Annotated in this window: 21 protein-coding genes; 9 read left to right on the forward strand and 12 right to left on the reverse strand. The window is 70.4% G+C overall.

The window, feature by feature from the left end; all coding sequences use genetic code 11:
- Positions 1–22: 22 nt before the first annotated feature.
- From gyrA to dnaA, 7 genes are all read right to left on the reverse strand, one after another.
- A complete protein-coding gene (gene gyrA, locus CK485_RS28260) occupies positions 23–2,650 on the reverse strand; it encodes a DNA gyrase subunit A (protein ID WP_109454745.1) in 2,628 nt (875 codons plus the stop codon).
- 45 nt (positions 2,651–2,695) lie between these two features.
- Positions 2,696–4,774, reverse strand: a complete 2,079-nt coding sequence (gyrB, locus tag CK485_RS28265; RefSeq protein WP_109454746.1) for a DNA topoisomerase (ATP-hydrolyzing) subunit B — start codon at positions 4,772–4,774, stop codon at positions 2,696–2,698.
- A gap of 328 nt (positions 4,775–5,102) precedes the next feature.
- Complete coding sequence (locus CK485_RS28270; RefSeq protein WP_109454815.1) at positions 5,103–5,597, reverse strand: DciA family protein; 495 nt, start codon at positions 5,595–5,597, stop codon at positions 5,103–5,105.
- Positions 5,598–5,803: 206 nt separating this feature from the next.
- Positions 5,804–6,943 (reverse strand): DNA replication/repair protein RecF, encoded by a 1,140-nt coding sequence (gene recF / locus CK485_RS28275; RefSeq protein WP_109454747.1) that lies wholly within the window; start codon positions 6,941–6,943, stop codon positions 5,804–5,806.
- A gap of 69 nt (positions 6,944–7,012) precedes the next feature.
- Positions 7,013–7,903, reverse strand: a complete 891-nt coding sequence (gene gnd, locus CK485_RS28280; protein ID WP_109454748.1) for a phosphogluconate dehydrogenase (NAD(+)-dependent, decarboxylating) — start codon at positions 7,901–7,903, stop codon at positions 7,013–7,015.
- A 160-nt stretch (positions 7,904–8,063) separates the two neighbouring features.
- Entirely contained in the window at positions 8,064–9,194 is a 1,131-nt protein-coding gene (gene dnaN / locus CK485_RS28285; protein ID WP_109454749.1) for a DNA polymerase III subunit beta, read from the reverse strand.
- 1,063 nt (positions 9,195–10,257) lie between these two features.
- Positions 10,258–12,207, reverse strand: a complete 1,950-nt coding sequence (dnaA, locus tag CK485_RS28290) for a chromosomal replication initiator protein DnaA (RefSeq protein WP_109454750.1) — start codon at positions 12,205–12,207, stop codon at positions 10,258–10,260.
- A gap of 499 nt (positions 12,208–12,706) precedes the next feature.
- Here dnaA and rpmH point away from each other — a divergent pair, with 499 nt between their 5' ends.
- The 9 genes from rpmH (at position 12,707) to CK485_RS28335 (ending at position 19,735) form a co-directional block, all read left to right on the forward strand.
- Positions 12,707–12,844, forward strand: coding sequence for a 50S ribosomal protein L34 (gene rpmH / locus CK485_RS28295; RefSeq protein ID WP_003956500.1), 138 nt, complete (start codon positions 12,707–12,709; stop codon positions 12,842–12,844).
- 18 nt (positions 12,845–12,862) lie between these two features.
- Complete coding sequence (gene rnpA / locus CK485_RS28300; RefSeq protein WP_109454751.1) at positions 12,863–13,240, forward strand: ribonuclease P protein component; 378 nt, start codon at positions 12,863–12,865, stop codon at positions 13,238–13,240.
- Positions 13,237–13,569 (forward strand): membrane protein insertion efficiency factor YidD, encoded by a 333-nt coding sequence (gene yidD / locus CK485_RS28305; protein ID WP_109454752.1) that lies wholly within the window; start codon positions 13,237–13,239, stop codon positions 13,567–13,569. The genes rnpA and yidD overlap by 4 nt, the downstream gene beginning before the upstream one ends.
- Positions 13,570–14,757 carry a membrane protein insertase YidC gene (yidC, locus tag CK485_RS28310; RefSeq protein WP_109454753.1) on the forward strand — a complete coding sequence of 396 codons (1,188 nt, stop codon included), beginning with the start codon at positions 13,570–13,572 and terminating at the stop codon, positions 14,755–14,757.
- 102 nt (positions 14,758–14,859) lie between these two features.
- Positions 14,860–15,387 (forward strand): R3H domain-containing nucleic acid-binding protein, encoded by a 528-nt coding sequence (locus tag CK485_RS28315; RefSeq protein ID WP_109454754.1) that lies wholly within the window; start codon positions 14,860–14,862, stop codon positions 15,385–15,387.
- Between the two features lie 168 nt (positions 15,388–15,555).
- On the forward strand, positions 15,556–16,293 hold the full coding sequence (gene rsmG / locus CK485_RS28320; protein ID WP_109454755.1) for a 16S rRNA (guanine(527)-N(7))-methyltransferase RsmG: 738 nt from the start codon (positions 15,556–15,558) through the stop codon (positions 16,291–16,293).
- Between the two features lie 349 nt (positions 16,294–16,642).
- Positions 16,643–17,737, forward strand: coding sequence for a ParA family protein (locus tag CK485_RS28325; RefSeq protein WP_109454756.1), 1,095 nt, complete (start codon positions 16,643–16,645; stop codon positions 17,735–17,737).
- Positions 17,734–18,864: a ParB/RepB/Spo0J family partition protein gene (locus CK485_RS28330; RefSeq protein ID WP_109454757.1), complete on the forward strand. Its 1,131-nt coding sequence runs from the start codon at positions 17,734–17,736 to the stop codon at positions 18,862–18,864. The genes CK485_RS28325 and CK485_RS28330 overlap by 4 nt, the downstream gene beginning before the upstream one ends.
- A gap of 253 nt (positions 18,865–19,117) precedes the next feature.
- Complete coding sequence (locus tag CK485_RS28335) at positions 19,118–19,735, forward strand: GNAT family N-acetyltransferase (RefSeq protein WP_109454758.1); 618 nt, start codon at positions 19,118–19,120, stop codon at positions 19,733–19,735.
- Positions 19,736–19,815: 80 nt separating this feature from the next.
- On the opposite strand, the gene trxA is transcribed toward CK485_RS28335, so the two are convergent.
- The 5 genes from trxA to CK485_RS28360 form a co-directional block, all read right to left on the reverse strand.
- The gene (trxA, locus tag CK485_RS28340; RefSeq protein WP_199239556.1) at positions 19,816–20,139 is read right to left on the reverse strand and encodes a thioredoxin; all 324 of its coding nucleotides are present in this window, start codon (positions 20,137–20,139) and stop codon (positions 19,816–19,818) included.
- Between the two features lie 58 nt (positions 20,140–20,197).
- Positions 20,198–21,175, reverse strand: a complete 978-nt coding sequence (trxB, locus tag CK485_RS28345; RefSeq protein ID WP_109454760.1) for a thioredoxin-disulfide reductase — start codon at positions 21,173–21,175, stop codon at positions 20,198–20,200.
- Positions 21,176–21,307: 132 nt separating this feature from the next.
- Positions 21,308–22,180, reverse strand: coding sequence for a zf-HC2 domain-containing protein (locus CK485_RS28350; protein WP_109454761.1), 873 nt, complete (start codon positions 22,178–22,180; stop codon positions 21,308–21,310).
- On the reverse strand, positions 22,177–22,863 hold the full coding sequence (gene sigM, locus CK485_RS28355) for an RNA polymerase sigma factor SigM (protein WP_109454816.1): 687 nt from the start codon (positions 22,861–22,863) through the stop codon (positions 22,177–22,179). The genes CK485_RS28350 and sigM overlap by 4 nt, the downstream gene beginning before the upstream one ends.
- A gap of 28 nt (positions 22,864–22,891) precedes the next feature.
- Positions 22,892–24,619, reverse strand: coding sequence for a protein kinase family protein (locus CK485_RS28360; RefSeq protein WP_109454762.1), 1,728 nt, complete (start codon positions 24,617–24,619; stop codon positions 22,892–22,894).
- Positions 24,620–24,649 lie beyond the last annotated feature (30 nt).

Raw genomic sequence — 24,649 nt, forward strand, 5'->3', positions numbered from 1 at the left:
CGTCCCCGGCTCCTGTCACGTCCTACTCCTGCGACTCGTCGGCCGCGGGCACGGCGCCCTCGGCCTCTTCGGCGGCCTCCGCTGCGGGGGCGCCGTCCGCGTCGACCTCTTCGGCCTCCGCGCCTGCCTCGGCGTTGCGGGCGATGCCGACGACGGCGTCCCGCTTGCCCAGGTTGATCAGTTGGACGCCCATGGTGTCACGGCCGGTTTCCCGCACCTCGCTGACGCGGGTGCGGATGACGCCGCCGCCGAGGGTGATGGCGAGGATCTCGTCGCTCTCCTCGACCACCAGGGCACCGACCAGGGAGCCGCGGTCCTCGACGATCTTCGCCGCCTTGATTCCGAGACCGCCCCGGCCCTGGACACGGTACTCATCGACCGGGGTCCGCTTGGCGTAGCCGCCGTCGGTGGCGGTGAAGACGAAGGTACCGGCCCGCACCACGTTCATCGACAGCAGTTCGTCGCCCTCGCGGAAGCTCATGCCCTTCACGCCCGAGGTCGCCCGGCCCATCGGCCGCAGCGCGTCGTCGGTGGCCGTGAAGCGGATGGACTGCGCCTTGCGGCTGATCAGAAGCAGGTCGTCCTCGGCGGAGACCAGCTCGGCGCCGATCAGCTCGTCCTCGCGGCCGTCGTCCATCGCGCGCAGGTTGATCGCGATGACGCCGCCGGCCCGCGGGGAGTCGTAGTCCTTGAGCGGGGTCTTCTTCACCAGACCGGACTTGGTGGCCAGCACCAGGTAGGGCGCGGCCTCGTAGTCGCGCACCGCCATGATCTGCGCGATGTGCTCGTCCGGCTGGAACGCCAGCAGGTTGGCGACGTGCTGACCGCGCGCGTCCCGCCCGGCGTCGGGGAGTTCGTACGCCTTGGCGCGGTAGACGCGGCCCTTGTTGGTGAAGAACAGCAGCCAGTTGTGCGTGGTGGTGACGAAGAAGTGGTCGACGATGTCGTCCTGCTTCAGCTGGGTGCCGCGCACGCCCTTGCCGCCGCGCTTCTGCGAGCGGTAGTGCTCGGTCTTGGTGCGCTTGACGTAGCCGCCACGCGTGATGGTGACGACGATGTCCTCCTCGGCGATCAGGTCCTCGATGGACATGTCGCCGTCGAAGGGCACCAGCTGGCTGCGCCGGTCGTCGCCGTACTTCTCGACGATCGCGTTCAGTTCCTCGCTGATGATGCCGCGCTGCCGCTCGGGCGAGGCGAGGATCGCGTTGTACTCGTCGATCTTCGCCTGGAGTTCGTCGTGCTCGGCGACGATCTTCTGCCGCTCCAGGGCGGCCAGCCGGCGCAGCTGCATCTCCAGGATCGCGTTGGCCTGGATCTCGTCGATCTGCAGCAGGTCCATCAGGCCGCCGCGCGCGGTCTCGACGGTGTCGCTGCGCCGGATCAGCGCGATGACCTCGTCGATGGCGTCCAGCGCCTTGAGCAGACCGCGCAGGATGTGGGCGCGCTCCTCCGCCTTGCGCAGCCGGAAGCGGGTGCGGCGGACGATGACCTCGATCTGGTGCGTCACCCAGTGGCGGATGAACGCGTCCAGCGACAGGGTGCGCGGCACGCCGTCGACCAGCGCCAGCATGTTGGCGCCGAAGTTGGTCTGCAGGTCGGTGTGCTTGTAGAGGTTGTTGAGCACGACCTTGGCGACCGCGTCCCGCTTCAGGACGATCACCAGGCGCTGGCCGGTGCGCGAGGAGGTCTCGTCGCGCACGTCGGCGATGCCGCCGATCCTGCCGTCCTTGACCAGGTCGGCGATCTTCTGCGCGAGGTTGTCCGGGTTGACCTGGTACGGCAGCTCGGTGACGACCAGGCACTGGCGGTTCTGGATCTCCTCGACCTCGACGACCGCGCGCATGGTGATCGAGCCGCGCCCGGTGCGGTACGCGTCCTCGATGCCGCGGCGGCCGACGACCAGGCCGCCGGTCGGGAAGTCCGGGCCCTTGATGCGCTCCATCAGGGCTTCGAGCAGTTCCTCGGCGGAGGCGTTGGGGTTGGCCAGGTACCACTGGGCGCCCTCGGCGACCTCGCGCAGGTTGTGCGGCGGGATGTTGGTCGCCATGCCGACCGCGATGCCGGCGGAACCGTTGATCAGCAGGTTGGGGAAGCGCGACGGCAGGACCGTCGGCTCCTGGTTGCGGCCGTCGTAGTTGTCCTGGAAGTCGACGGTCTCCTCGTCGATGTCCCGGACCATCTCCATCGACAGCGGCGCCATCTTGCACTCGGTGTACCGCATGGCGGCGGCCGGGTCGTTGCCCGGGGAACCGAAGTTGCCGTTGGAGTCCACCAGCGGCATCCGCATCGCCCAGGACTGCGCCAGGCGCACCAGGGCGTCGTAGATCGAGGCGTCGCCGTGCGGGTGGTACGTACCCATGACGTCACCGACGACGCGGGCGCACTTGTAGAAGCCCTTCTCGGGCCGGTAACCGCCGTCGTACATCGCGTACAGCACCCGGCGGTGCACCGGCTTGAGCCCGTCGCGCACGTCCGGCAGCGCACGCGAGACGATCACGCTCATCGCGTAGTCGAGGTAGCTGCGCTGCATCTCGGTTTCGAGCCCGACCGGCTCGACGCGCATCCCGACGCCCTCGACGGCGGCCGGGCCGCCCTCCGGCGTGACGGGCGTGGGGGAGCCCTCGGGGGTGATGGGGGTCTCGTCGGCCATTGCTGGTCAAAGTCCTTTCGCGGTCCGGCTGGTGGGCAGGCCGACTCAGATGTCGAGGAAGCGGACGTCCTTGGCGTTGCGCTGGATGAACGAGCGCCGTGCCTCGACGTCCTCGCCCATCAGGACGGAGAACAGGTCGTCGGCCTGGGCCGCGTCGTCCAGGCTGACCTGGCCGAGGACCCGGTGGTCGATGTCCATGGTGGTCACCCGCAGTTCCTCGGCGTTCATCTCGCCGAGACCCTTGAAGCGCTGCACCGAGTCGTCCCTGATGCGCTTGCCGGCCTGCTTGCCCAGCTCGATCAGCGCGTCGCGCTCGCGGTCGGAGTACGCGTACTCGACGTCGTTCTCCCGCCACTTGATCTTGTACAGCGGCGGACGGGAGAGGTAGACGTGCCCGGCCTCGACCAGCGGCCGCATGAAGCGGAACAGGAAGGTCAGCAGCAGGGTGTTGATGTGCTGGCCGTCGACGTCGGCGTCCGCCATCAGGATGATCTTGTGGTAGCGCAGCTTCGCGATGTCGAAGTCGTCGTGGACGCCGGTGCCGAAGGCGGAGATGAGGGCCTGGATCTCCTGGTTCTGAAGGATCTTGTCGATCCTGGCCTTCTCCACGTTGAGGATCTTGCCGCGGATCGGGAGGATCGCCTGGTACTGCGGGTCGCGGCCGGACTTGGCCGAGCCGCCCGCGGAGTCACCCTCGACGATGAAGATCTCGCACTTGGCCGGGTCGTTGGACTGGCAGTCCGACAGCTTGCCGGGCAGCGACGCGCTCTCCAGCAGCCCCTTGCGCCGGGTCAGGTCGCGCGCCTTGCGGGCGGCGACCCGGGCGGTGGCGGCCTGGATGCCCTTGCGGACGATGTCGGCGGCCTCGTTGGGGTTGCGGTCGAACCAGTCGGTGAGGTGCTCGTGCACGACCTTCTGGACGTACGTCTTCGCCTCGGTGTTGCCCAGCTTGGTCTTGGTCTGGCCCTCGAACTGCGGCTCGCCCAGCTTCACCGAGATGATCGCGGTCAGGCCCTCGCGGATGTCCTCACCGCTGAGGTTCTCGTCCTTCTCGCGCAGCAGCTTCTTCTCGCGCGCGTAGCGGTTGACCAGGCCGGTCAGCGCGGCGCGGAAGCCCTCCTCGTGGGTGCCGCCCTCGTGGGTGTGGATGGTGTTGGCGAACGAGTAGACCCCCTCGGTGTACTGGGAGTTCCACTGCATCGCCAGCTCCACCGACAGCAGCCGCTCGGTGTCCTCGGCCTCCACGGAGATCACCGAGGGGTGGATGACCTCGCCCTTGCGGGAGTTGAGGTACTTCACGAAGTCGACGATGCCGCCCTCGTAGTGGTACCGCACCGACAGCGGGTTGCCGTCCTCGTCGACGTGCTCGGCGCGCTCGTCGGTCAGCGAGATGGTCAGGCCCTTGTTGAGGAACGCCATCTCCTGGAAGCGCCGCGAGAGCGTCTCGAAGGAGTATTCGGTGGTCTCGAAGATGTCGCCGTCGGCCCAGAACGTCACCGAGGTGCCGGTCTCGTCGGTCGCCTCGTGCTGCGCCAGCGGCGCGGTGGGCGCGCCCAGCTTGTAGTCCTGGGTCCAGCGGTGGCCGTCGGTCTTCACCTCGACGGCGACCCGGGTGGACAGCGCGTTGACCACGGAGACGCCCACGCCGTGCAGGCCGCCGGAGACCGCGTAGCCGCCGCCGCCGAACTTGCCGCCCGCGTGCAGCACCGTCAGCACGACCTCGACCGCGGGCTTGCCCTCGGACGGGATGATGCCGACCGGGATGCCGCGGCCGTTGTCGACCACGCGCACGCCGCCGTCGGCGAGAATCGTCACGTCGATGGTGTCGGCGTGCCCGGCCAGCGCCTCGTCGACCGAGTTGTCCACGACCTCGTAGACGAGGTGGTGCAGACCGCGCTCACCGGTCGACCCGATGTACATGCCGGGACGCTTGCGGACCGCGTCGAGGCCTTCGAGGACGGTGATCGCACTGGCGTCGTACGAAGCGCCGCCCGCCGCCTTGCCGTTCTGCGAGGCGGTCTCGGACGCCGCGCCGTCCGCGGGCGCGCCGGTACCGGCGGTGGGTGTGCGGTTCTCGTTGGGGTTGCCGGAATCGGCCACGAAGCGCCCTTTCTGGCACAGCACGAGCCGACTCCGGGCACGCCGGAGCGGCTGCGTCGTTCGACAGGTTCCGCGAGGTCTCCCCTGCCGGTGGCAGAGGCGGGCGGACTACTGCCCAGTCTACCGGTAGCGGCGACAGAGAGGGGGGTTTGCCGGTGCCTGAGTTCCCATGTGCCGGTCCCGGAGGGCTTGCGCCGACTCCCCATACGCGGCCCTGGACTCCAGGCGGCTCACGCGGGCGCTCAGGGCTTCGCCGCGATTACAGCCCGCGCCGGTCCGGAACGGGGTGGAACGTCCCGTGATGACCACTGTGACGGCCGCCCGGCGCGAGCGGCCGAAAGTGAGACGTACGTCACCCATAGGTGTCACCCGGTCCCGTGCTGCCCGGGGCACGCAAGCGACCATAGGTACGGGTGGGGCCGGTGGGACCAAGGACCCTGATCAGCTTCACCGTGCCGTGGCCGAGATCCGCGTTGAGCCGGGCGACCAGCTGCGGGGCGAGCAGCCGCAGCTGGGTGGCCCACGCCGTCGCGTCGCACCGCACCGTCAGCACCCGCTCGCCTTCGTCGTAGCTCTCCGGCTCGCAGTGCTTGGCCACCTCGTCCCCCACGATCTGCGGCCAGCGGCCCATCACACCGCCGACCGCCGCCGGGGCCTCCCAGCCGCGTTCGGTGATCAGGCGGCTGATGGCGGCGCCCAGCGGGAGCGGATCGCGTCCGTCGGCGCGCGCTCCGGAGCGCAGACCGCCGCGCCGGGCCTGCCGGCGTTCCTGGGCGGCGGCGCCGCGGGCCCGGGCCTGCTCCTTGGCGGCGCGCAGGGCGACGCGGGCGAGGTCGACGCCGGACAGGGGGGCGCCGGCGCCGGGGACCGACGCGGGAGTGGGCGCGGGGCCGGGGCCGGATGCGGGGCCCGGGCCCGGTCGGGAGCCGGATGCGGGGCCCGGGCCCGGTCGGGAGCCGGATGCGGGGCCCGGGCCCGGTCGGGAGCCGGATGCGGGGCCCGGGCCGGGGCCGGGGCCGGATGCGCCGGGGCCGTCGGAGTGCTGCCGTCCGGTCATACGCGTTCCACCTCGCCGCCCGCGACCCGGAAGCGTGCCCCGGACAACGCCCCGGGCACGTCGTCGTCGACCGCCGCCGTCACCAGCACCTGCTCGCCCGGAGCCACCAGTTCCGCCAGCCGGTCCCTGCGCCGGGCGTCAAGCTCGGCGAAGACGTCGTCCAGTATCAGCACCGGTTCGCCGCCCGCGCGTTCGCCGTCGGCGCGCAGCAGCTCGTACGAGGCGAGCCGCAGTGCCAGCGCGTACGACCAGGACTCGCCGTGGCTCGCGTACCCCTTGGCGGGCAACTCGCCCAGTTTCAGCAGCAGGTCGTCGCGGTGCGGCCCGACCAGCGTGACCCCGCGCTCGATCTCCTGCTTGCGCGCCCCCTCCAGCGCGGTGATCAGCGCCTCGTACAGCTCCTCGCGCGAGCGCGCCTGGCCGGTCTCACTGGACGGGCGGTAGTCCAGGCCCACCGGGCCGCCGCCGGGGGCCAGTTGCTCGTACGCCTTGTCGGTCAGCGGTTCCAGGCCCGCGACGAGGTCGAGCCGCTGGGCGAGCAACTCCGCGCCGTGGCGCGCCAGATGCTGGTCCCACACGTCCAGCGTGGACAGGTCCGCCCCGCGTCCGCCGCCGTGCCTGCGGGCCAGCGCGGCGGACTTCAGCAGGGTGTTGCGCTGCCGCAGCACCCGCTCGTAGTCCTGCCGCACCCCCGCCATCCGCGGCGCGCGCAGGGTGACCAGCTCGTCGAGGAACCGGCGGCGCTCGCCGGGATCGCCCTTGACCAGCGCCAGGTCCTCCGGCGCGAACAGCACGGTGCGCACGATCCCCAGCACGTCGCGCGGGCGCACCTGCGAGGAGCGGTTGATCCGGGCGCGGTTGGCGCGGCCAGGGTTGATCTCCAGTTCGACCAGCTGCTGCCGGTCCTCGTGGGTCACGGCGGCACGCACCACCGCGCGTTCCGCGCCCATGCGCACCAGCGGGGCGTCCGAGGCGACCCGGTGGCTGCCGAGGGTCGCCAGGTAGCCGACGGCCTCGACGAGGTTGGTCTTGCCCTGGCCGTTGGGACCCACGAACGCGGTGACGCCCGGGTCGAGCGGGACCTCGACCCGGGCGTAGGAACGGAAGTCGGCGAGCGAGAGGTGCGCTACGTGCATCGCGTGCGGTGGCTCCGGCGAAGTGGCCGGCGCCGGCCTCCTGTTCCTCTCGACCTGCCTGCGGCGTGACTACTTGGCCTTGTCCGCGCTGGCCTCGACCGCGTGACCGCCGAACTGGTTGCGCAGCGCCGCGACCATCTTCATCGACGGCGAGTCGTCCTGCCGCGAGGAGAAGCGGGCGAACAGCGACGCGGTGATCGCCGGCAGCGGCACCGCGTGGTCGATGGCCGCCTCGACCGTCCAGCGGCCCTCCCCGGAGTCCTGCGCGAAGCCGCGCAGCTTCTCCAGGTGCTCGTCGTCGTCCAGCGCGTTGACCGCGAGGTCCAGCAGCCAGGAGCGGATGACGGTGCCCTCCCGCCAGGAACGGAAGACCTCGCGCACGTCGGTGACCGAGTCGACGGCCTCCAGCAGCTCCCAGCCCTCGGCGTACGCCTGCATCATCGCGTACTCGATGCCGTTGTGGACCATCTTGGCGAAGTGGCCGGCGCCGACCTTGCCCGCGTGCACCGAGCCGAAGTCGCCCTCGGGCTTGAGCGCGTCGAAGATCGGCTGGACCTTCGCCACGTTCTCCGGGTCGCCGCCGTACATCAGGGCGTAGCCGTTCTGCAGGCCCCAGACGCCGCCGGAGACACCGCAGTCGACGAAACCGATGCCGCGTTCGGCCAGCTCCGCCGCGTGCTTCTCGTCGTCCGTCCAGCGGGAGTTGCCGCCGTCGACCACGACGTCGCCGGGGGACAGCAACTGGCCGAGCTCGTCGATCGTCGCCTGGGTGGGCTCGCCCGCCGGGACCATCACCCACACCACCCGCGGGCCCTGCAACGCGTCCACCAGCGCCTTGAGGCTGGGGACGTCGGCGAGGTCCTGGTTGCGGTCGTACCCGACGACGGTGTGGCCGGCGCGGCGGATGCGCTCGCGCATGTTGCCGCCCATCTTGCCGAGACCGATGAGACCGAGCTCCATCACTGATCCTTCGTTCGATGCGTGCCTGACCGTAGGTCCGAGCCTACGTCCCGGCCCGGCGCCGGGCGCGGCGGACGGTGCGACCGGTGCCGGGCCGGGACGCGGGGGCCGCGACAGCCGGGGCGGCGGGGAGCCGGGGAGGGGCGGGCGTGGGCCCCTATCAGCCCGACAGGCGCACCGGCATGATCAGGTACTTGTACGCGTCGTCCGCCTCGGTGTCGATCGCGGGGCGGCCGCTGAGCAGCGCGGGCTTGGTCGAGGTGGTGAACGACAGCTGCGCGACCGGGGAGTCGATGGCGCTCAGACCGTCCAGCAGGAAGGTGGGGTTGAACGCGATCGAGATGTCGTCGCCCTCCAGCTGGGCGTCGACCCTTTCCACAGCCTGTGCGTCGTCGCTGGAACCGGCCTCCAGGGTCAGCACGCCTGTGGAGAAGCTCAGCCGGATCGGGGTGTTGCGCTCGGCGACCAGCGCGACGCGCTTGACGGCCTCCACGAACGGCGCGGTCTCGATCACCGCGACCGAGGCGAACTCGGTCGGGAACAGCGTGCGGTACTTGGGCAGGTCGCCTTCGAGCAGACGGGTCGTGGTGCGGCGGCCGGCGCCCTCGAAGCCGATCAGGCCCTCGCCCTGGCCCGCTCCGGCCAGCGCGAGCGAGACGGTGTCGCCGCTGGTCAGGGCCTTGGCGGTGTCCAGCAGGGTCTTGGCCGGGACCAGCGCGACGGCCGAGATGTCCGGCACCTCGGGCTTCCACAGGAACTCGCGGACGGCGAACCGGTAGCGGTCGGTGGCGGCCAGCGTGACGGTGTCGCCCTCGATCTCGATGCGGACACCGGTGAGCACCGGCAGGGTGTCGTCGCGGCCGGCGGCGACGGCGACCTGGGAGACGGCGGCGGCGAAGACCTCACCGGGGACGGAACCGGAGGCGGTCGGCATCTGCGGAAGGGCCGGGTACTCCTCCACAGGCAGGGTGTGGAGTGTGAATCGCGAGCTGCCGCAGACCACGGTGACCCGCACGCCGTCGGTGGAGATCTCCACAGGCCTGTTGGGAAGTGCCCGCGAGATGTCGGCGAGCAGGCGGCCGGAGACGAGGACGGTGCCCTCCTCGTCGATCTCCGCGTCGACGGAGACCCGGGCCGAGACCTCGTAGTCGAAGGCCGACAGGCTCAGCTGGCCGTCCTCGGCCTTCAGCAGCAGTCCGGCGAGGACCGGGGCCGGAGGGCGGGCGGGGAGACTCCGGGCTGCCCAGGCCACTGCATCCGCGAGTACGTCGCGCTCCACCCGGAACTTCACCGGAACCGCCTCCTGCTGTTTCTGGCTTGCTGGCTGTCTGTACCGACCGTCCTCACGGCCATCTGCCGGAGAACAGTCTGACGCACGCCACTGACATCAGGTGCGGGTTGGGTCAAGCCGGGACCTCGGGTCGCGGCGAGCTCGCGGCCCGGTTGTGCACAGGCCCGACTTCGATCTTGCTCGCTCGCTCTCTACGTGTAGTCGTAGTAATAGGGGGTGTGGATACCGTGGATAACCGGTTCCTGCCCAGGTCAGAGGCGATTTTTTATCCACCGCGCCTGTGGGTGGAGCCGGTGGACAACCCGGCCCCGCTGTGGACGGCCGGAAGTTGTGCACACCCGATGCACAGGTGACCCGGGGTTCTCCCCAGACTCGTCCCCAGGAATACCCACGTTGTCCCCAGGCCAATCCAGCACCTTGGTGTGACGCCTTTCACTCCATCCGGCGACGGGACCCGTTTCGTTGCCGAACAGTGGACAGAGCTGTGGAGAAGCTGTTCATAACTCCGGTCCGCCTGTGGGCGAGCAGTGGACAACCGCGAACCGCCTTGGTGGGCACGGTCGTTGTCCACAGTCTGTGGAGGAGGGTTAACCACATTTCCACACCCTTCTGACCAGCGGTGACGATCTTCCGGCGGACACCGCTGTGGAGAGATTCGGGACAACTCCGCTCTCCCCAGGCTGTGGACAGCGGGTGCGCCCGGATTCTGTGGACGAGGGGTGCTCTGACCTGCGGATTCGAACAGAGGCCTGGCGGCCCTGGAGGTTCTGGCGGGCCTTCGGAGGCGCGGAGGGAGGCGGGATGGAGCGGGGAGGCGGGGCCGGGGGTGCCGTCTTCAGGTGCCCCGTCGTCCTCAGAAGCCGCGCCCGCTGTCCTCAGGCCACGCCGTCCTCTGGCACTCAGGCACGGTTGCCGCCGTGCTCGGGGCGCCAGGCGGACCTCAGGCGCCACCGGGCAGGCCTCACGCGCGGGCGGCGCCGTCCCGACCCTCAAAACGACTGTGGGCGTGGGGAGGAAGTCCTCCTCACGCCCACAGGCAGGTCCGGCCCGGCGGGCCGGACGGCTAGCTCTTGATGCGGTTGGTCAGCTCCGTGACCTGGTTGTAGATGGAACGCCGCTCCGCCATCAGCGCGCGGATCTTGCGGTCCGCGTGCATCACCGTCGTGTGGTCGCGGCCCCCGAACAGCGCGCCGATCTTCGGCAGCGACAGGTCGGTCAGCTCGCGGCACAGGTACATCGCGATCTGCCGCGCGGTCACCAGCACCCGGCTGCGGGACGACCCGCACAGGTCGTCCACCGTCAGCCCGAAGTACGCGGCCGTCTCCGCCATGATCGCGTTGCCGGTGATCTCGGGCACCGCGTCCTCGCCGCCGGGGATCAGGTCCTTCAGGACGATCTCCGTCAACTGCAGGTCCACCGGCTGCCGGTTGAGGCTCGCGAAGGCGGTCACCCGGATCAACGCGCCCTCCAGCTCGCGGATGTTGCGCGAGATCCGTGACGCGATGAACTCCAGTACCTCCGGCGGCGCGTTCAGCTGCTCCTGCACCGCCTTCTTGCGCAGGATCGCGATCCGGGTCTCCAGCTCGGGCGGCTGGACGTCGGTGATCAGGCCCCACTCGAAGCGGTTGCGCAGCCGGTCCTCCAGGGTGACCAGCTGCTTGGGCGGCCGGTCGGAGGAGAGCACGATCTGCTTGTTCGCGTTGTGCAGGGTGTTGAAGGTGTGGAAGAACTCCTCCTGCGTCGACTCCTTCTGCGCCAGGAACTGGATGTCGTCGACGAGCAGGATGTCCATCTCGCGGTAGCGCTTGCGGAAGGTGTCGCCCTTGCCGTCGCGGATGGAGTTGATGAACTCGTTGGTGAACTCCTCCGAGCTGACGTACCGCACCCGGGTGCCCGGGTAGAGGCTGCGCGCGTAGTGGCCGATGGCGTGCAGCAGGTGCGTCTTGCCCAGACCGGACTCGCCGTAGATGAACAGCGGGTTGTACGCCTTGGCCGGCGCCTCGGCGACCGCGACCGCGGCGGCGTGCGCGAAGCGGTTCGAGGCGCCGATGACGAAGGTGTCGAAGAGGTACTTCGGGTTCAGCCGCGCGGTCGGCTCACCGGGGCCCGGCGCGGGCGCGGGCTGCGCGGCCAGCGGACCGGGGGCGCCGCTGGGGGCGGGCAACGGGGGCTGCTCGCCGGGGCGCACGCCGCCGCCGGGGCGTTCCGGGAGCTGGTGCGGCTGCGACTGCGGGTAGCCGGACTGCCGGCCGTAGCCGGGCTCGGCGTACTCGTCCCGCTTGTACGCGTCGCGATCGTCCCGCTTGCCGTAGTCCTTGCCGTACTCCTTGCGCGGTCCGGGCGGCGTGGCGTTCCCGTACGGATCGCGGCCGTCGAACCCGTCGTGCAGCGGCTGCTGCCAGTCGCCGGAGTCCCTGTGACCGCGGCCGTGACCGTGGTCCTGGCCGCGACCGGGACCCTGTCCGGCAGGGCCTGAGGGGCCCCCTGGGCCGCCGCCGACCGCTCCGCCGCCGTACGGGTCCGCCCCGCCGGGGCGCGGCCAGGCACCGGGCAGCTCGCGGCCACCCGGATAGTCGGGGTAGGCGCGCCGCATCGTGGGCTCGTCGTCACCGGCCCGCCCGTAGTCGTCGTACTCGGGCCGCTGCTCGCGTCGCTGTTCCCCGTAGGACGGCGGCGCGGACGCCTGCTGCGGCACGGGGGCCGTGCGCTGCGGGGCGGGCGCGGGCGCCGACGCACCGGGGTCGGCGCTGGAGTCGACGGTGATCGCGATCCTGATCGGACGGCCGAACTCGCGGCCCAGTCCCTCGGTGATCACGTCAAGCAGCCGGCCCTCCAGCACGCCCTTGGCGTACTCGTTGGGCGCGGCCAGCAGCGCGGTGTCGGCGACCAGGGCGAGCGCCTGGCAGGCGTTGAGCCAGCGCCGGTCCTTGGCCTCGACCCCCTGGCCGTCGGCGAGGAGCTGTTCGAGCACCCGCGGCCACACTGCGGCAAGATCGGCAGTCACATCGGCCACAGTGCACGCTCTCTCGATCGGTCGGTGGGGTGGGCGGTCGGCTCTCGGTCGGGGCGGGCACCGGCTCCGCCCCTGGCACCCTGGCGTCCTTGGCCTCCCACGAAGGTGTGATTCCTGGGATGTGCGGGAAAGATGCCGGGTTGGGTCGGAGTTACTGGGTTCGGCCACGGTAGTCAGCGCCGCGTACGTGGTTCAAGTCGTTGTCCACAGGGTGTGTACAAATGTGCCATGCCCGGGCGGGGTGTGGTTCGGTGGGAGGGGTCGGCGCGTCGCGCCCTCCGGCGCGGTTTGACCGGATGGCGTAGCCCCGCGTACCGTGGCGAGGTCGAGTTGTCGATGGCTGCTGCCGCCTGCCTTACGAAGGGCACAGACCACCTCGAGTGGCTGGATCAGCGGTGCACCTAGGGCGTATCGCGAGACTTCGTGGGCGCACGGTGACAGCCAAGCGACGCCCCACGCCCGTCTCGACCGAGACGACAAGCATTCCTGGAGTCCCCGAGTGAGCAAGCGCACCTTCCAGCCGAACAACCGCCGCCGCGCGAAGACCCACGGCTTCCGGCTGCGCATGCGCACCCGTGCCGGTCGCGCCATCCTCGCGTCGCGCCGCAGCAAGGGCCGCGCGCGCCTGTCCGCCTGAGTTCGCACGGGTCATGCTGTGCTGCCCACCGAGAACCGGCTGAGGCGGCGCCAGGACTTCGCGACCGCGGTACGACGCGGGCGCCGGGCCGGACGCCCGCTGCTCGTCGTGCACCTGCGAGAAGGTCAGACCACGGACCCGCACGCTACGGGGGGGAGTGCTCCCCCGGCGCGTGCGGGTTTCGTCGTGAGCAAGGCCGTCGGCGGTGCCGTCCAGCGCAACCTGGTCAAGCGGCGCCTGCGGCATCTCGTGCGCGATCGGCTCTCCGCGCTGCCCGCGGGTAGCCTGGTGGTGGTACGGGCACTGCCAGGCGCCGGTACCGCGGATCACACAGCCCTGGCCCGCGACCTGGACGCCGCACTGCGGCGGCTACTGGGGGGAGGGGGCGTGAAATGAAGTATCCGTTGATGTGGCTGATCAAGCTGTACCAGTGGACCATCAGCCCGCTCCTCGGGCCGGTCTGCAAGTACTACCCCTCCTGTTCCCACTACGGGTACCAGGCCATCGCCACGCACGGGGCGGTGAAGGGCACGGCCCTGACCGTCTGGCGCATCCTGCGATGCAACCCGTGGTCCCTCGGCGGCGTGGATCACGTGCCGCCCCGCAAACGCCCGCCGTGGCACGCTCGGCTTCGCCAAGCCCTGCGGAAGACACCCAGCGGCCAGCCGGCCGCCGGCGCCGACCGGGCCGCCGAGACCCAGCCCACTGCCCAAGGAGCCTGTTAAGTGGGAACGATTCTGAGTCCCCTCTACACCGCTGTTTCCTGGATCATCGTCCAGTTCCACTCGCTGTACAGCCTGGTCTTCAATCCGGACAGCGGCTGGGCGTGGGGGCTGTCCATCGTCTCGCTGGTGGTGCTGATCCGCATCTGCCTGATCCCGCTGTTCGTCAAGCAGATCAAGGCGACGCGGAACATGCAGGTGCTCCAGCCGAAGATGAAGGCGATCCAGGAGCGCTACAAGAACGACAAGCAGCGCCAGTCCGAAGAGATGATGAAGCTGTACCGGGAGTCGGGTACCAACCCGCTCTCGAGCTGCTTGCCGATCATCGTCCAGTCGCCGTTCTTCATGTCCCTGTACGGCGTGCTGCACAACATCGCCAGCGGCCACCAGGTCGGCGTGATCCACGCGAACCTGCTGGACAGCGCGCGTAAGGCGCACATCTTCGGTGCCCCGCTGTCGGTCAAGTTCACCGACAGCGCCAGCAAGATCACCTCGCTCGGCGCCTCGGCAACCGATGTGCGGATCGTCACGATCGTCATGATCGTCCTGATGTCGGCGTCGCAGTTCTACACGCAGCGCCAGCTGATGACCAAGAACGTCGACATGACGGTGAAGACGCCGTTCATGCAGCAGCAGAAGATGCTGATGTACGTCTTCCCCGTGATGTTCGCCGTCTTCGGCATCAACTTCCCCGTCGGTGTCCTGGTCTACTGGCTGACCACCAACGTGTGGACCATGGGTCAGCAGATGGTCGTCATCCGCCGCAACCCCACCCCGGGCAGCATCGCGTTCAAGGAGCGCCAGGAGCGCCTGAAGGCCAAGGGCAAGCTGGCCGAGGAGCCGGCCGCCAAGGCCCGCACCGCCGAAGGCGGCCAGCCGGTCCGCCGCCAGCAGCCGAAGCGGCAGACCAAGGCCCAGCGCCAGCACTCCGGCACGACCGGTGCCCCCTCGTCCACAGGGACGTCCGGCTCCGGTGAACCGACCGCCGCGTCCTCCGGCTCGTCCGACTCCTCCGTCTCGTCTTCGTCTTCCGCTTCCGCTTCCGCCGACGGAGCCGGTACGAAGAAGGAGACGCCGGCCAAGGACGCCCCCGCCAAGGGTGCGGCCAAGCCGGGGAAGTCCTCGGGCGGCGCCAAGGGCGGCCCGCAGCGCAAGGGCCAGCAGCGGCCCAAGCACCCGTCGAAGAAGTAGTCCGCGGCGCTCCAGCCCCCCGTGGCGCCAGTGGTACGGCGTCCGGCGGTACAGCGCACGCACGCAGGATCCGGGCGCCGGATCCGCAGCACGGATCCGCATATGGATAGGAGTCCATCCGTGACGGAAGGCAACACCCCCGTCGTCGAGGGCGAGGACGCCCTGACCCGCCTGGAGCAGGAAGGCGAGATCGCCGCCGACTACCTCGAAGGGCTGCTGGACATCGCCGACCTCGACGGGGACATCGACATGGACGTCGAGGGCGATCGGGCCGCCGTGTCGATCGTCGGTGACTCCACGGGCCGCGACCTGCAGAAGCTGGTCGGCCGGGACGGCGAGGTGCTGGAGGCGCTCCAGGAGCTGACCCGCCTCGCGGTGCACCGGGAGACCGGTGACCGCAGCCGCCTGATGCTGGACATCGGTGGCTTCCGGGCCCGCAAGCGTGCCGAGCTGACCGAGCTGGGCACCAAGGCGGCCCAGGATGCCAAGACCTCCGGTGAGCCGGTCAAGCTGCGGGCGATGACCCCCTTCGAACGCAAGGTCGTGCACGACGCGGTGGCGGCGGCGGGGCTGCGCAGCGAGTCGGAGGGCGAGGAGCCGCAGCGCAGGGTGGTCGTTCTTCCGGCCTGACCGCAGTACGCGGGGTCCTTGCGGGCTCCGTTCCTCATGTGAATTCCTCTAGGCCCCGCCTGCGGTTCGGGAAGGCTCCCGACCACGACGCAGGCGGGGCCGACACCTGTCAGCCTGGTAGTGAGCGGATTCCCTACTGCGATCCGCCGTAACCGAAGGGACGTCCCCGTGACGGAGGCAGCAGCCGAGCTTCCCCCCGCACCCGAGCAGGCGCGCGAGATCTTCGGCGATCGGTTCGCCGACGCCGTGCGGTACGCCGAGCTGCTCGCCGACGCCGGGGTGCGCCGAGGGCTGATCGGGCCCCGCGAGGTGCCGAGGCTGTGGGAGCGCCACCTGCTGAACTGCGCCGTGCTCTCCGACGTGGTGCCGGACGGCGTCTCGGTGTGCGACGTCGGCTCCGGTGCCGGACTGCCGGGAATTCCGCTGGCGCTGGCCCGGGGCGATCTGCGGATCACCCTGCTGGAGCCGCTGCTGCGTCGCACGACCTTCCTGGAGGAGGTCGTCTCCCTGCTCGGACTGGACAACGTCGAGGTGGTGCGGGGCCGGGCCGAGGAGATGATCGGCCACCTGCCGCAGGTGGACGTGGTCACGGCCCGCGCGGTCGCTCCGCTGGACCGGCTGGCCGGCTGGGGTCTGCCCTTGCTGCGGCCGCACGGCGAGATGCTCGCGTTGAAGGGCGACACCGCGGAGGAGGAGCTGAAGGCGGCGCGTGCGGCGCTGGACCGGCTCGGCGCGGTGGAGACCGGTGTGGTCCTGGCGGGCTCCGGTCTGGTCGACCCTCCGTCAACTGTGGTGCGTGTGCTGGTCGGTGAGAGCCCGGGCGGGGTGCGGGCGGCAACGCGGCGTGCCAAGGCCGCCCGCGCGAACCGCCCGGTGCGCAGCAGCGGTAGTCGTCACCGCCGCTGACCTGGCGGTCGGGTCGGGGTCGGCTCGCTGAGTGCGCCGGGATCGGCTGCGTGCTCCAGTCGGACCCGCCATGACCGCGCGGTCGGGTGGGGCTCGCCTCCGCGCGGGCGTGGCTGTGCTCCATACAAACGGCCAAACCTACATATTTCGGAGTGTCGTGGACTGAGCGGGCGCCGCTCTGTGCATCGTGTTTCACGTGAAACGTCGCTCCTTGCTGCCAGGAATCCTCAGCCGTGGCCGCGCTGCGGCCGAGGCGCGCTCGCGTAAGCCCAACCAGGTGACGGATCTATCCACAAAAGCAGATTCATCCACAGGAGAAGGGACCTCACTGGTTCACAACCCGGAAAGCATGGCAGGCTCTTCGCATCACGAGCTTGCAGTCGAGGAGAGTGAACCCTTGCGGTCCGACGCCAATGCCGCGGGACCGATGACCGACCCGGTCCCCGGCCCCCGTAGTGAATCGACAGGGGGCGATGTTTCACGTGAAACGCTGCCCCCCATGGATGACACCCCGATCGGCCGGGCCGCCCAATTGGCCGTGGAGGCGCTGGGCCGGGCCGGAGAAGGCCTCCCTCGCCCCGACCAGACCCGAGTGATCGTGGTCGCCAACCAGAAGGGCGGGGTCGGCAAGACCACGACCACCGTCAATCTGGCCGCCTCGCTCGCCTTGCACGGTGGCCGGGTGCTCGTGGTCGACCTGGACCCTCAGGGCAACGCGTCCACCGCGCTGGGCATTGACCACCATGCCGAAGTGCCGTCCATCTACGACGTTTTGGTGGAAGGCGGGCCACTGTCCGACGTGGTCCAGCCGGTCCATGACGTCGAAGGCCTCTTCTGTGCGCCCGCCACCATCGACCTGGCCGGCGCCGAGATCGAACTGGTCTCCCTGGTGGCTCGCGAGAGCCGCCTACAGCGTGCCATTGAGGCGTACGAGCAGCCGCTGGACTACATCCTCATCGACTGCCCGCCGTCCCTCGGCCTGTTGACGGTCAACGCGTTGGTCGCCGGTGCCGAGGTGCTGATCCCCATCCAGTGCGAGTACTACGCGCTGGAGGGGCTGGGGCAGCTGCTGAGGAACGTCGACCTCGTACGCGGTCACCTCAACCCAAAGCTGCACGTCTCGACCATCCTGCTGACCATGTACGACGGCCGGACCCGGCTCGCCGCCCAGGTCGCGGAAGAAGTCCGCAGCCACTTCGGCGCCGAAGTGCTGCGTACCAGCATCCCGCGCTCGGTCCGCATCTCCGAGGCCCCCAGCTACGGGCAGACGGTGCTGACCTACGATCCGGGCTCCAGCGGTGCGCTGTCCTACCTGGAGGCGGCGCGCGAGATGGCGCTGCGGGGAGCCGGCGGACTCAACGTCGAATACGACGGCCAGGATGCTCACATCGCTCGCCAGAACAATGAGTACGGCCAGCACAGCATGTCGGAGGGGATCAAGTGAGCGAGCGACGCAGGGGATTGGGCCGAGGGCTCGGTGCCTTGATCCCCGCAGCACCGAGCGGCGACAAGTCCGTGCCGAAGGGGGCAGGAGCCACCTCACCGTCGGCCGTTCCGGTACTGACCCAGGAACGTGGCGTCGCGGCGGCCAAGGTCGCCGGTCTGCCGGACCACGGTGACCGAGCGGTCTCCCCCGTGGTGGACATCCCGGTTTCACGTGAAACCGAGGCAGCGGCCATGCCGGACGCGGAGTCGATGGCCACGGTCGCCGGCGCTCACTTCGCCGAGCTGCCGATCGACGCGATCAAGCCCAACCCCCGTCAGCCGCGTGACGTCTTCGATGAGGACGCTCTGGCCGAGCTGGTGACCTCCATCAAGGAGGTGGGTCTGCTCCAGCCGGTCGTGGTGCGCCAGACCGGGCCGTCCGCGTACGAGCTCATCATGGGCGAGCGTCGCTGGCGAGCCTGCCGCGAGAGCGGTCTGACGCGGATCCCGGCGATCGTACGCGCCACCGAGGACGAGAAGCTGCTCCTCGACGCGCTGCTGGAGAACCTGCACCGCGCGCAGCTGAACCCTCTGGAAGAGGCCGCGGCCTACGACCAGCTTCTCCAGGACTTCAAGTGCACCCATGAGGAGCTGGCCGACCGGATCGGACGCTCCCGCTCCCAGGTCTCCAACACGCTGCGGCTGCTGAAGCTCTCCGCTCCGGTCCAGCGTCGGGTGGCGGCGGGCGTGCTGTCCGCCGGACACGCCCGCGCCCTCCTCGCGCTGGACGACGTCCAGGAGCAGGACCGGCTGGCCCAGCGCATTGTGGCCGAGGGGCTCTCGGTGCGCTCCGTCGAGGAGATCGTCACCTTGATGGCGTCGGAGCCGAGCGCGGCGAAGAAGCCGAAGGGCCCGCGCGCGGGTCGTCGGTTGTCGCCCGCCCTCAGCGATCTCGCCACGCGGCTGTCGGACCGCTTCGACACCCGGGTGAAGGTGGACCTGGGGCAGCGCAAGGGAAAGATCGTCGTCGAGTTCGCGTCGATAGAGGATCTGGAGCGCATCCTCGGCACCATCGCCCCGGGAGAGGGAAGGGTTCTCGAACAGAGCCTGGCCGAGGCCGAGTCGGAGTCCGACGCGGACGAGTGAAGCAGGACCCCGGCGGCCAACGGTCGCCGGGGGGCGCGTGACGGGCGGTTGGTGTTCCACGGGAACACCAACCGCCCTTTCGCTTCGTCCATGGCGGGTTGTCCGTCGGTTCCACGTCGTCCCGGGAGTCTCGGTGTCCGAGTGGTCTCGGCCCGGTTACGATGCGGATGGGCATGGCGCATCCCCGCGCTCGCTCCGGCGCGCCACCAGCGCAGCCGGGGTGCACGGACACACAGAGATGAGGTCTGGACCCATGGGCCGCCGACTCGTCCCGCTCACTCTGGACAACCTCCCCGATCTGCCTAAGCGCTGCCGGGCCTGCGTCTATTGGGAACTCGACCCCGTCAGCGGCGAGGCAGCCGCCCAGGCCGGGAAGCCCGAGCTGGAGAAGGAGGCGTGGATCTCCGCCGTGCTCCTCGAATGGGGATCATGCGGCCGGGTGGTCTACGTGGATGATGTCCCGGCGGGCTTCGTGCTCTACGCCCCGCCCGCCTACGTGCCGCGCTCGACGGCGTTCCCCACGAGCCCGGTCTCACCGGACGCCGTGCAGCTGATGACCTCGCGCATCCTGCCGGGGTACCAGGGGCAGGGGCTGGGGCGCGTGCTGGTGCAGACGGTGGCCAAGGATCTCGTCCGGCGTGGCTTCAAGGCCATCGAGGCGTTCGGCGATGCCCGCTGGGAGGAGCCCGCGTGCCTGTTGCCTGCCGACCACTTGACGGCGGTGGGTTTCAAGACGGTGCGGCCGCATCCTCGCTATCCCCGCCTGCGTCTCGATCTGCGGTCGACGCTGTCGTGGAAGGAGGACGTCGAGATGGCCATCGACCGGCTCCTGGGCGCCGTCCAGAAGGAGCCGGCACTGCGTCCGCTCTAACTGCGGCCTTTCAGCCTCCTGAACGAGAACAGGCCCGCCCCTTCCGGGGCGGGCCTGTTTCACGTGAAACAGTGCGGCGGTCAGCCGATGTAGTCGCTGAGGTCACGCTCGATGGCGGCCTTCGGCTTGGCGCCCACGATCGTCTTGACGACGTCGCCGCCCTTGTAGACGTTGAGCGTCGGGATCGACATCACGCCGTACTTCGCGGCCGTGGCCGGGTTCTGGTCGATGTTGAGCTTGACGATCTCGATCTTGTCGCCGTGCTCGGCGGCGATGGCCTCCAGCGACGGAGCGATCTGACGGCACGGACCGCACCAGTCGGCCCAGAAGTCGACGAGCACGGGCTTGTCGCTCTTGAGGACGTCCTCGTCGAACGTCGCGTCGGTCACGGCCTTGAGCGCCATGGTCACTTTCTCCTCTGGTCTGGCGATGTGGGGGCGGTGGGTGGATGAGGCGGGTCGGTCAGACGGTGGCCGCGGTCTTCTCCGGCTCGGCGGTCTTCTCCGAGTCGGTGAGCGCGGCGAGGTAGCGCTCGGCGTCCAGGGCGGCGGAGCAGCCGGTGCCCGCGGCGGTGATCGCCTGGCGGTAGGTGTGGTCGACGACGTCGCCGGCCGCGAAGACACCCGTCACGTTGGTGCGCGTGCTGGGGGCGTCCACGGTGAGGTAGCCCTCGTCGTCCAGCGTCAGCTGGCCCTTGAACAGCTCGGTGCGCGGGTCGTGGCCGATCGCGATGAACAGACCGGTCACCGGCAGCTCGGACGTGGCGCCGGTGCGGACGTTGCGCAGCGTCAGGCCGGACAGCTTGCCCTCGCCGTGGATCTCGGAGACCTCGCTGTCCCAGACGAAGGAGATCTTCGGGTCGGCGAACGCCCGCTCCTGCATCGCCTTGGAGGCGCGCAGGGTGTCACGGCGGTGGACGACGGTCACGGACTTGGCGAACCGGGAAAGGAAGGTGGCCTCCTCCATCGCGGTGTCGCCGCCGCCGATGACGGCGATGTCCTGGTCCTTGAAGAAGAACCCGTCACACGTGGCACACCAGGAGACGCCACGGCCGGACAGCGCGTCCTCGTTGGGCAGGTTGAGCTTGCGGTGCTGCGAGCCGGTCGTGACGATGACCGCCCGGGCGAGGTGCACGGTGCCGGTGGAGTCGGTGACCTTCTTGATGTCCCCGGTGAGGTCGACCTCGGTCACGTCGTCCGGGACCAGCTCGGCACCGAAGCGCTCGGCCTGGGCGCGCATGTTGTCCATCAGGTCCGGGCCCATGATGCCGTCACGGAAGCCGGGAAAGTTCTCGACCTCGGTCGTGTTCATCAGCGCGCCGCCGGCGGTCACCGCGCCCTCGAAGACGAGCGGCTTCAGGGAGGCCCGGGCGGTGTAGAGCGCGGCGGTGTAGCCCGCCGGTCCGGACCCGATGACGATCACGTTGCGGACATCGCTCACGGCTGTCTTCCTCGTCTCTGACGACTACTGGCTGCGGAACCCTCGCGGGGACGTCTCACCCCGCCTAACGGATCCTACGGCGCGGGCATTCCCGGGCTGCCCACCGCTGCGGCGTGCGCTAAGCCGTGTACGTCAGCGACGGTAGGTCTGCTCGGCCAGGACCGTACCCGTCCCGGACGGCGGCACGCTCTCACAGGTCGCGTCCACCACGTAGGCGTCGACGCGGGAGGGATCGGCGGGATGCGGCAGGACCAGCAGATAGGAGGAGTGGCCGTCGTAGCTGCCGCGCGTGAAGGCGATCGGGGTGTCGGAACGCCCGGTGGCCTTCAGCACGCACCCCGGCACCGGCGGCGTGGCCTGGGTGGCGAACGGTGTGTTCTGCCCCACGTGGCCGTTGGGCTTCATGGACGAGGCGCTTCCCGCGGACCCGAGCAGTTGGTGGACACGGGTAGGCAACTGCGTCCCGGAGAAGGTGCCGACCTGCGCGGGATGGGGGCTGCCCGCGACGTCACCACCGGAACCCCCAGATCCCAGGGACGTGACCAGGACCCCGCCGAGGCCCAGAACCGCGGCGGCGCAGGCTGCGGCCAGCACGACACGTACGCGGCGGCGCTTGGGACGCACCCGTCCCGGACCGGTGGCGGATGCCGCGTGCCCTGGCGGGCGGCTGCTCGCAGACGCTGTTTCACGTGAAACACCGGGCGCGGCGTCGGCCGTTTGCGACGGCTCCGGGGTGCCGGCGTTGACCAGCGCCTCGGCGGCCAGCGCGGCATCGATACGCCGCGCCACGTCGTCCGGCATGCGCGGTACGCCGGGGAGGGTACCGAGCAGGCCACGGATCTCGTCCAGCGAGTCGCGGACGTCGGCACACAGCTCACAGGCCGCGAGGTGGTCGCGCACCCGGGTGGTCTGCTCGGGGGGCAGGATGCCTTCCGAGAACGCCGAGATCTCCGCGACCTCGGGATGCACCTGGGCGGATCCGTGAGTGCCGGGCGTGGTTGTCACTGCTGCCCACCTCCGCCCTTCACGGCGTCCTGACGATTCGCTGCCGTCCCTGGGACGGATGTCGCCTGCGTCCGGTTCCTTCCCCCGCCCTGGCCTGCGCTATCCCTGCTCGTGGCCCGCAGGTGGGTGAGGAGTGGCAGCAATCGGGCGCGGCCGCGGGCGCACCGGCTCTTGACGGTCCCCGGGGCCACGTCCAGGATCTGCGCCGCTTCCGCGACCGGATAGCCCTGCATGTCCACCAGCACCAGCGCGGCCCGCTGGTCGGGTGGCAGGGTGGCAAGAGCGCCGATCAGTTCCCGGTGCAGTTCCCCTCGCTCGGCCGGGGCGGCGGCGGACTCGTGAGGTTCGAGCAGCGTCTCCAGCTGATCGGTGTCGGACACGGCGTCGGTGCGACGCGAGGCGGCCTTGCGGGCCCGGTCGAGACAAGCGTTGACCGTGATCCGGTGCAACCAGGTGGTGACCGCCGACTGCCCCCGGAAGGTGTGAGCGGCCCGAAACGCCGAGACGAACGCGTCCTGGACAGCGTCGGCCGCCTCCTCGGGGTCGCCGAGGGTGCGTACCGCGACCGCCCAGAGCCGGTCGCGGTGCCGCCGGGCGAGTTCGCCGAAGGCGTCGGGGTCGCCCGCCACGTGCCGGGCCAGGAGCTCCGCGTCACCGGACTCCTGCGGCGGGCCCTCGCCCAACGTCACGCCCCCTCCTCGTACAGGTGGCTCAGCCGGTGAATGACACTTCGGCGATGCCCTGCTTGTAGCCAGGGCTGCTGAAGCCGTCAGCCCCGGCCTTCGGCACGGCCGTCAACCACAGCACGACGTAGCGCGTCGAGACGGGACTGCTCACCGACAGCTTCGCACTGGTGGTGTCGGTTGTGACAGTGCCCAGCTTGTGGAGGCTGGAGGGAGACGCCGAGGTGGAGAGCGAATCAGCCGCGTAGAGGGTGGCGGTGGTGTAGCTGCCCCCATAGTGGAAGGTCAGCGAGGCGCTGCCGACCTTCTGCGCGGAACCGAGGTCGTAGACGATGCCGACGCCCGGCTTGAACGGGGCGAGGACGGGACCGTCGTCGAACGACTTGGTGTGCCAGTACGTGGACGGATTGCCGTCGTAGGTCAGGCCGACGTCGCCCGGGTCCTCGGTGATCCCGTCCGGTGCGTACTCCTGTGCGCCGACGATGCGCAGAGGCTGGTTCGTCACGTGGCCTGCGCCCCCGGTCGCGCTGCCCTTCTGCGGCTGGACGGACGGCGTGGGGGCCGGGGTGTCCTCGCGGTTCATCAGGGTGTCGGCGACCTGCCAGCTGCCCAGGCCGAGAGCGGCGATCAGCAGGGCGGCGACGCCCCACTTGAGCACCTTGCCGGTCCGGCCGGCCAGCGGGGGCGGTGGGGGCTGCGTGGCGTGAGCGATCGGACGGGTCGCGGCGGGCTGGGCGGGCCGGGCCGGCGGCTGCCGGTAGCCGGGCTGCGGGAACGCCGGGGCGACCGGCTCCGGAGGCCGGATGCGCGGCAGCGCCGCGACCGCCTTGGCCAGTTCCTCGGGCGTGGTGCAGGGCTGCTCCTGGCGTGAGGGGGTCGCGCCGTCGTTGACCAGCGCCCGCATCGCCAGCTCGGCCAGCCCGCGGTGCACGCCGGCCCGCACCTGGTCGGGGGCGACCAGACCGAGGTCCTCCGGGAGTCCGGTGAGCCCGTGGGCGTCCTCCTGGTACGGCCAGCGGGCGGTGAGTGCCGCGTACAGCAGGGCGCCGATCGCCTCGGTGTCGGTGCGCTTGGGACGGTCAGAAGTGACGCCCCTCAGGGCCGCGGCGACAGCGAGCCCGCGGATGCGGTACTGGCCGGACTCCGAACGCAGGACGCAGCCGGGGCTGAGCAGCAGATGTGACAGGCCTTCACGGTGGGCGGCGGTCATGGCCTGGGTGACCTGGCTGACGAGCTGGTAGGCGTCGTAGGCCTCCATCGGCCCGGCGGCCAGTACGGCGCTCAGTTCCGTGGCGTCCGGCAACCATTCGTGGACGACGTAGACGAGGTCGTTCTCCTCGACGGCGTCGAGGACCTGGACGAAGCGCGGGTCGCCCAGCAGAGCGGCGGAGCGGGCGGCGGACAGGACAGAACGTGCTCTGGGGTGGTCGGCGGGCAGCAGGTGGACACCCACCGCGCGGCGCAGCTTCTCGTCGACGGCGCGCCAACTGCTGAAGCCCTCAAGGCGGGTGACGCATTCCTCGAGACGGTAGCGGCGGGCGAGCTTGTGGCCGCTGTGGAGTTCGGGTGGTTCGGGGGTCGGCGTGCTCGGCGCGGTCTCCTCGATGCTGATCTGCTCCGCGTCCTGTCCCCCAGCGTCCTGGGTTTCGCTCTGGCCCTTGTCGCTGTCGCCCGTGGCCCCGCCCGCACCGGCGGCGAGCGGCGCCTCGCCGCTCTCGTTGGCCACGTCGACGGCAGCCGTGCTGCGCTCCGCCACCGTCGTTCCTGCCTCCCCATCCGTTGCACG

The organism is Streptomyces sp. ICBB 8177 (genome assembly GCF_003144095.1).
GTDB lineage: Bacteria > Actinomycetota > Actinomycetes > Streptomycetales > Streptomycetaceae > Streptantibioticus_D.

Bases quoted from the DNA above. Each gene is read 5' to 3' on its own strand.
- trxA (WP_199239556.1), bottom strand. From the start codon at position 20,139: ATGGCGCTCAAGGCCGTGACCGACGCGACGTTCGACGAGGACGTCCTC.
- CK485_RS28325 (WP_109454756.1), top strand. From the start codon at position 16,643: ATGGCAGGCTCTTCGCATCACGAGCTTGCAGTCGAGGAGAGTGAACCC.
- gyrA (WP_109454745.1), bottom strand. From the start codon at position 2,650: ATGGCCGACGAGACCCCCATCACCCCCGAGGGCTCCCCCACGCCCGTC.
- CK485_RS28335 (WP_109454758.1), top strand. From the start codon at position 19,118: ATGGGCCGCCGACTCGTCCCGCTCACTCTGGACAACCTCCCCGATCTG.
- yidD (WP_109454752.1), top strand. From the start codon at position 13,237: ATGAAGTATCCGTTGATGTGGCTGATCAAGCTGTACCAGTGGACCATC.
- recF (WP_109454747.1), bottom strand. From the start codon at position 6,943: ATGCACGTAGCGCACCTCTCGCTCGCCGACTTCCGTTCCTACGCCCGG.
- CK485_RS28315 (WP_109454754.1), top strand. From the start codon at position 14,860: ATGGATAGGAGTCCATCCGTGACGGAAGGCAACACCCCCGTCGTCGAG.
- gnd (WP_109454748.1), bottom strand. From the start codon at position 7,903: ATGGAGCTCGGTCTCATCGGTCTCGGCAAGATGGGCGGCAACATGCGC.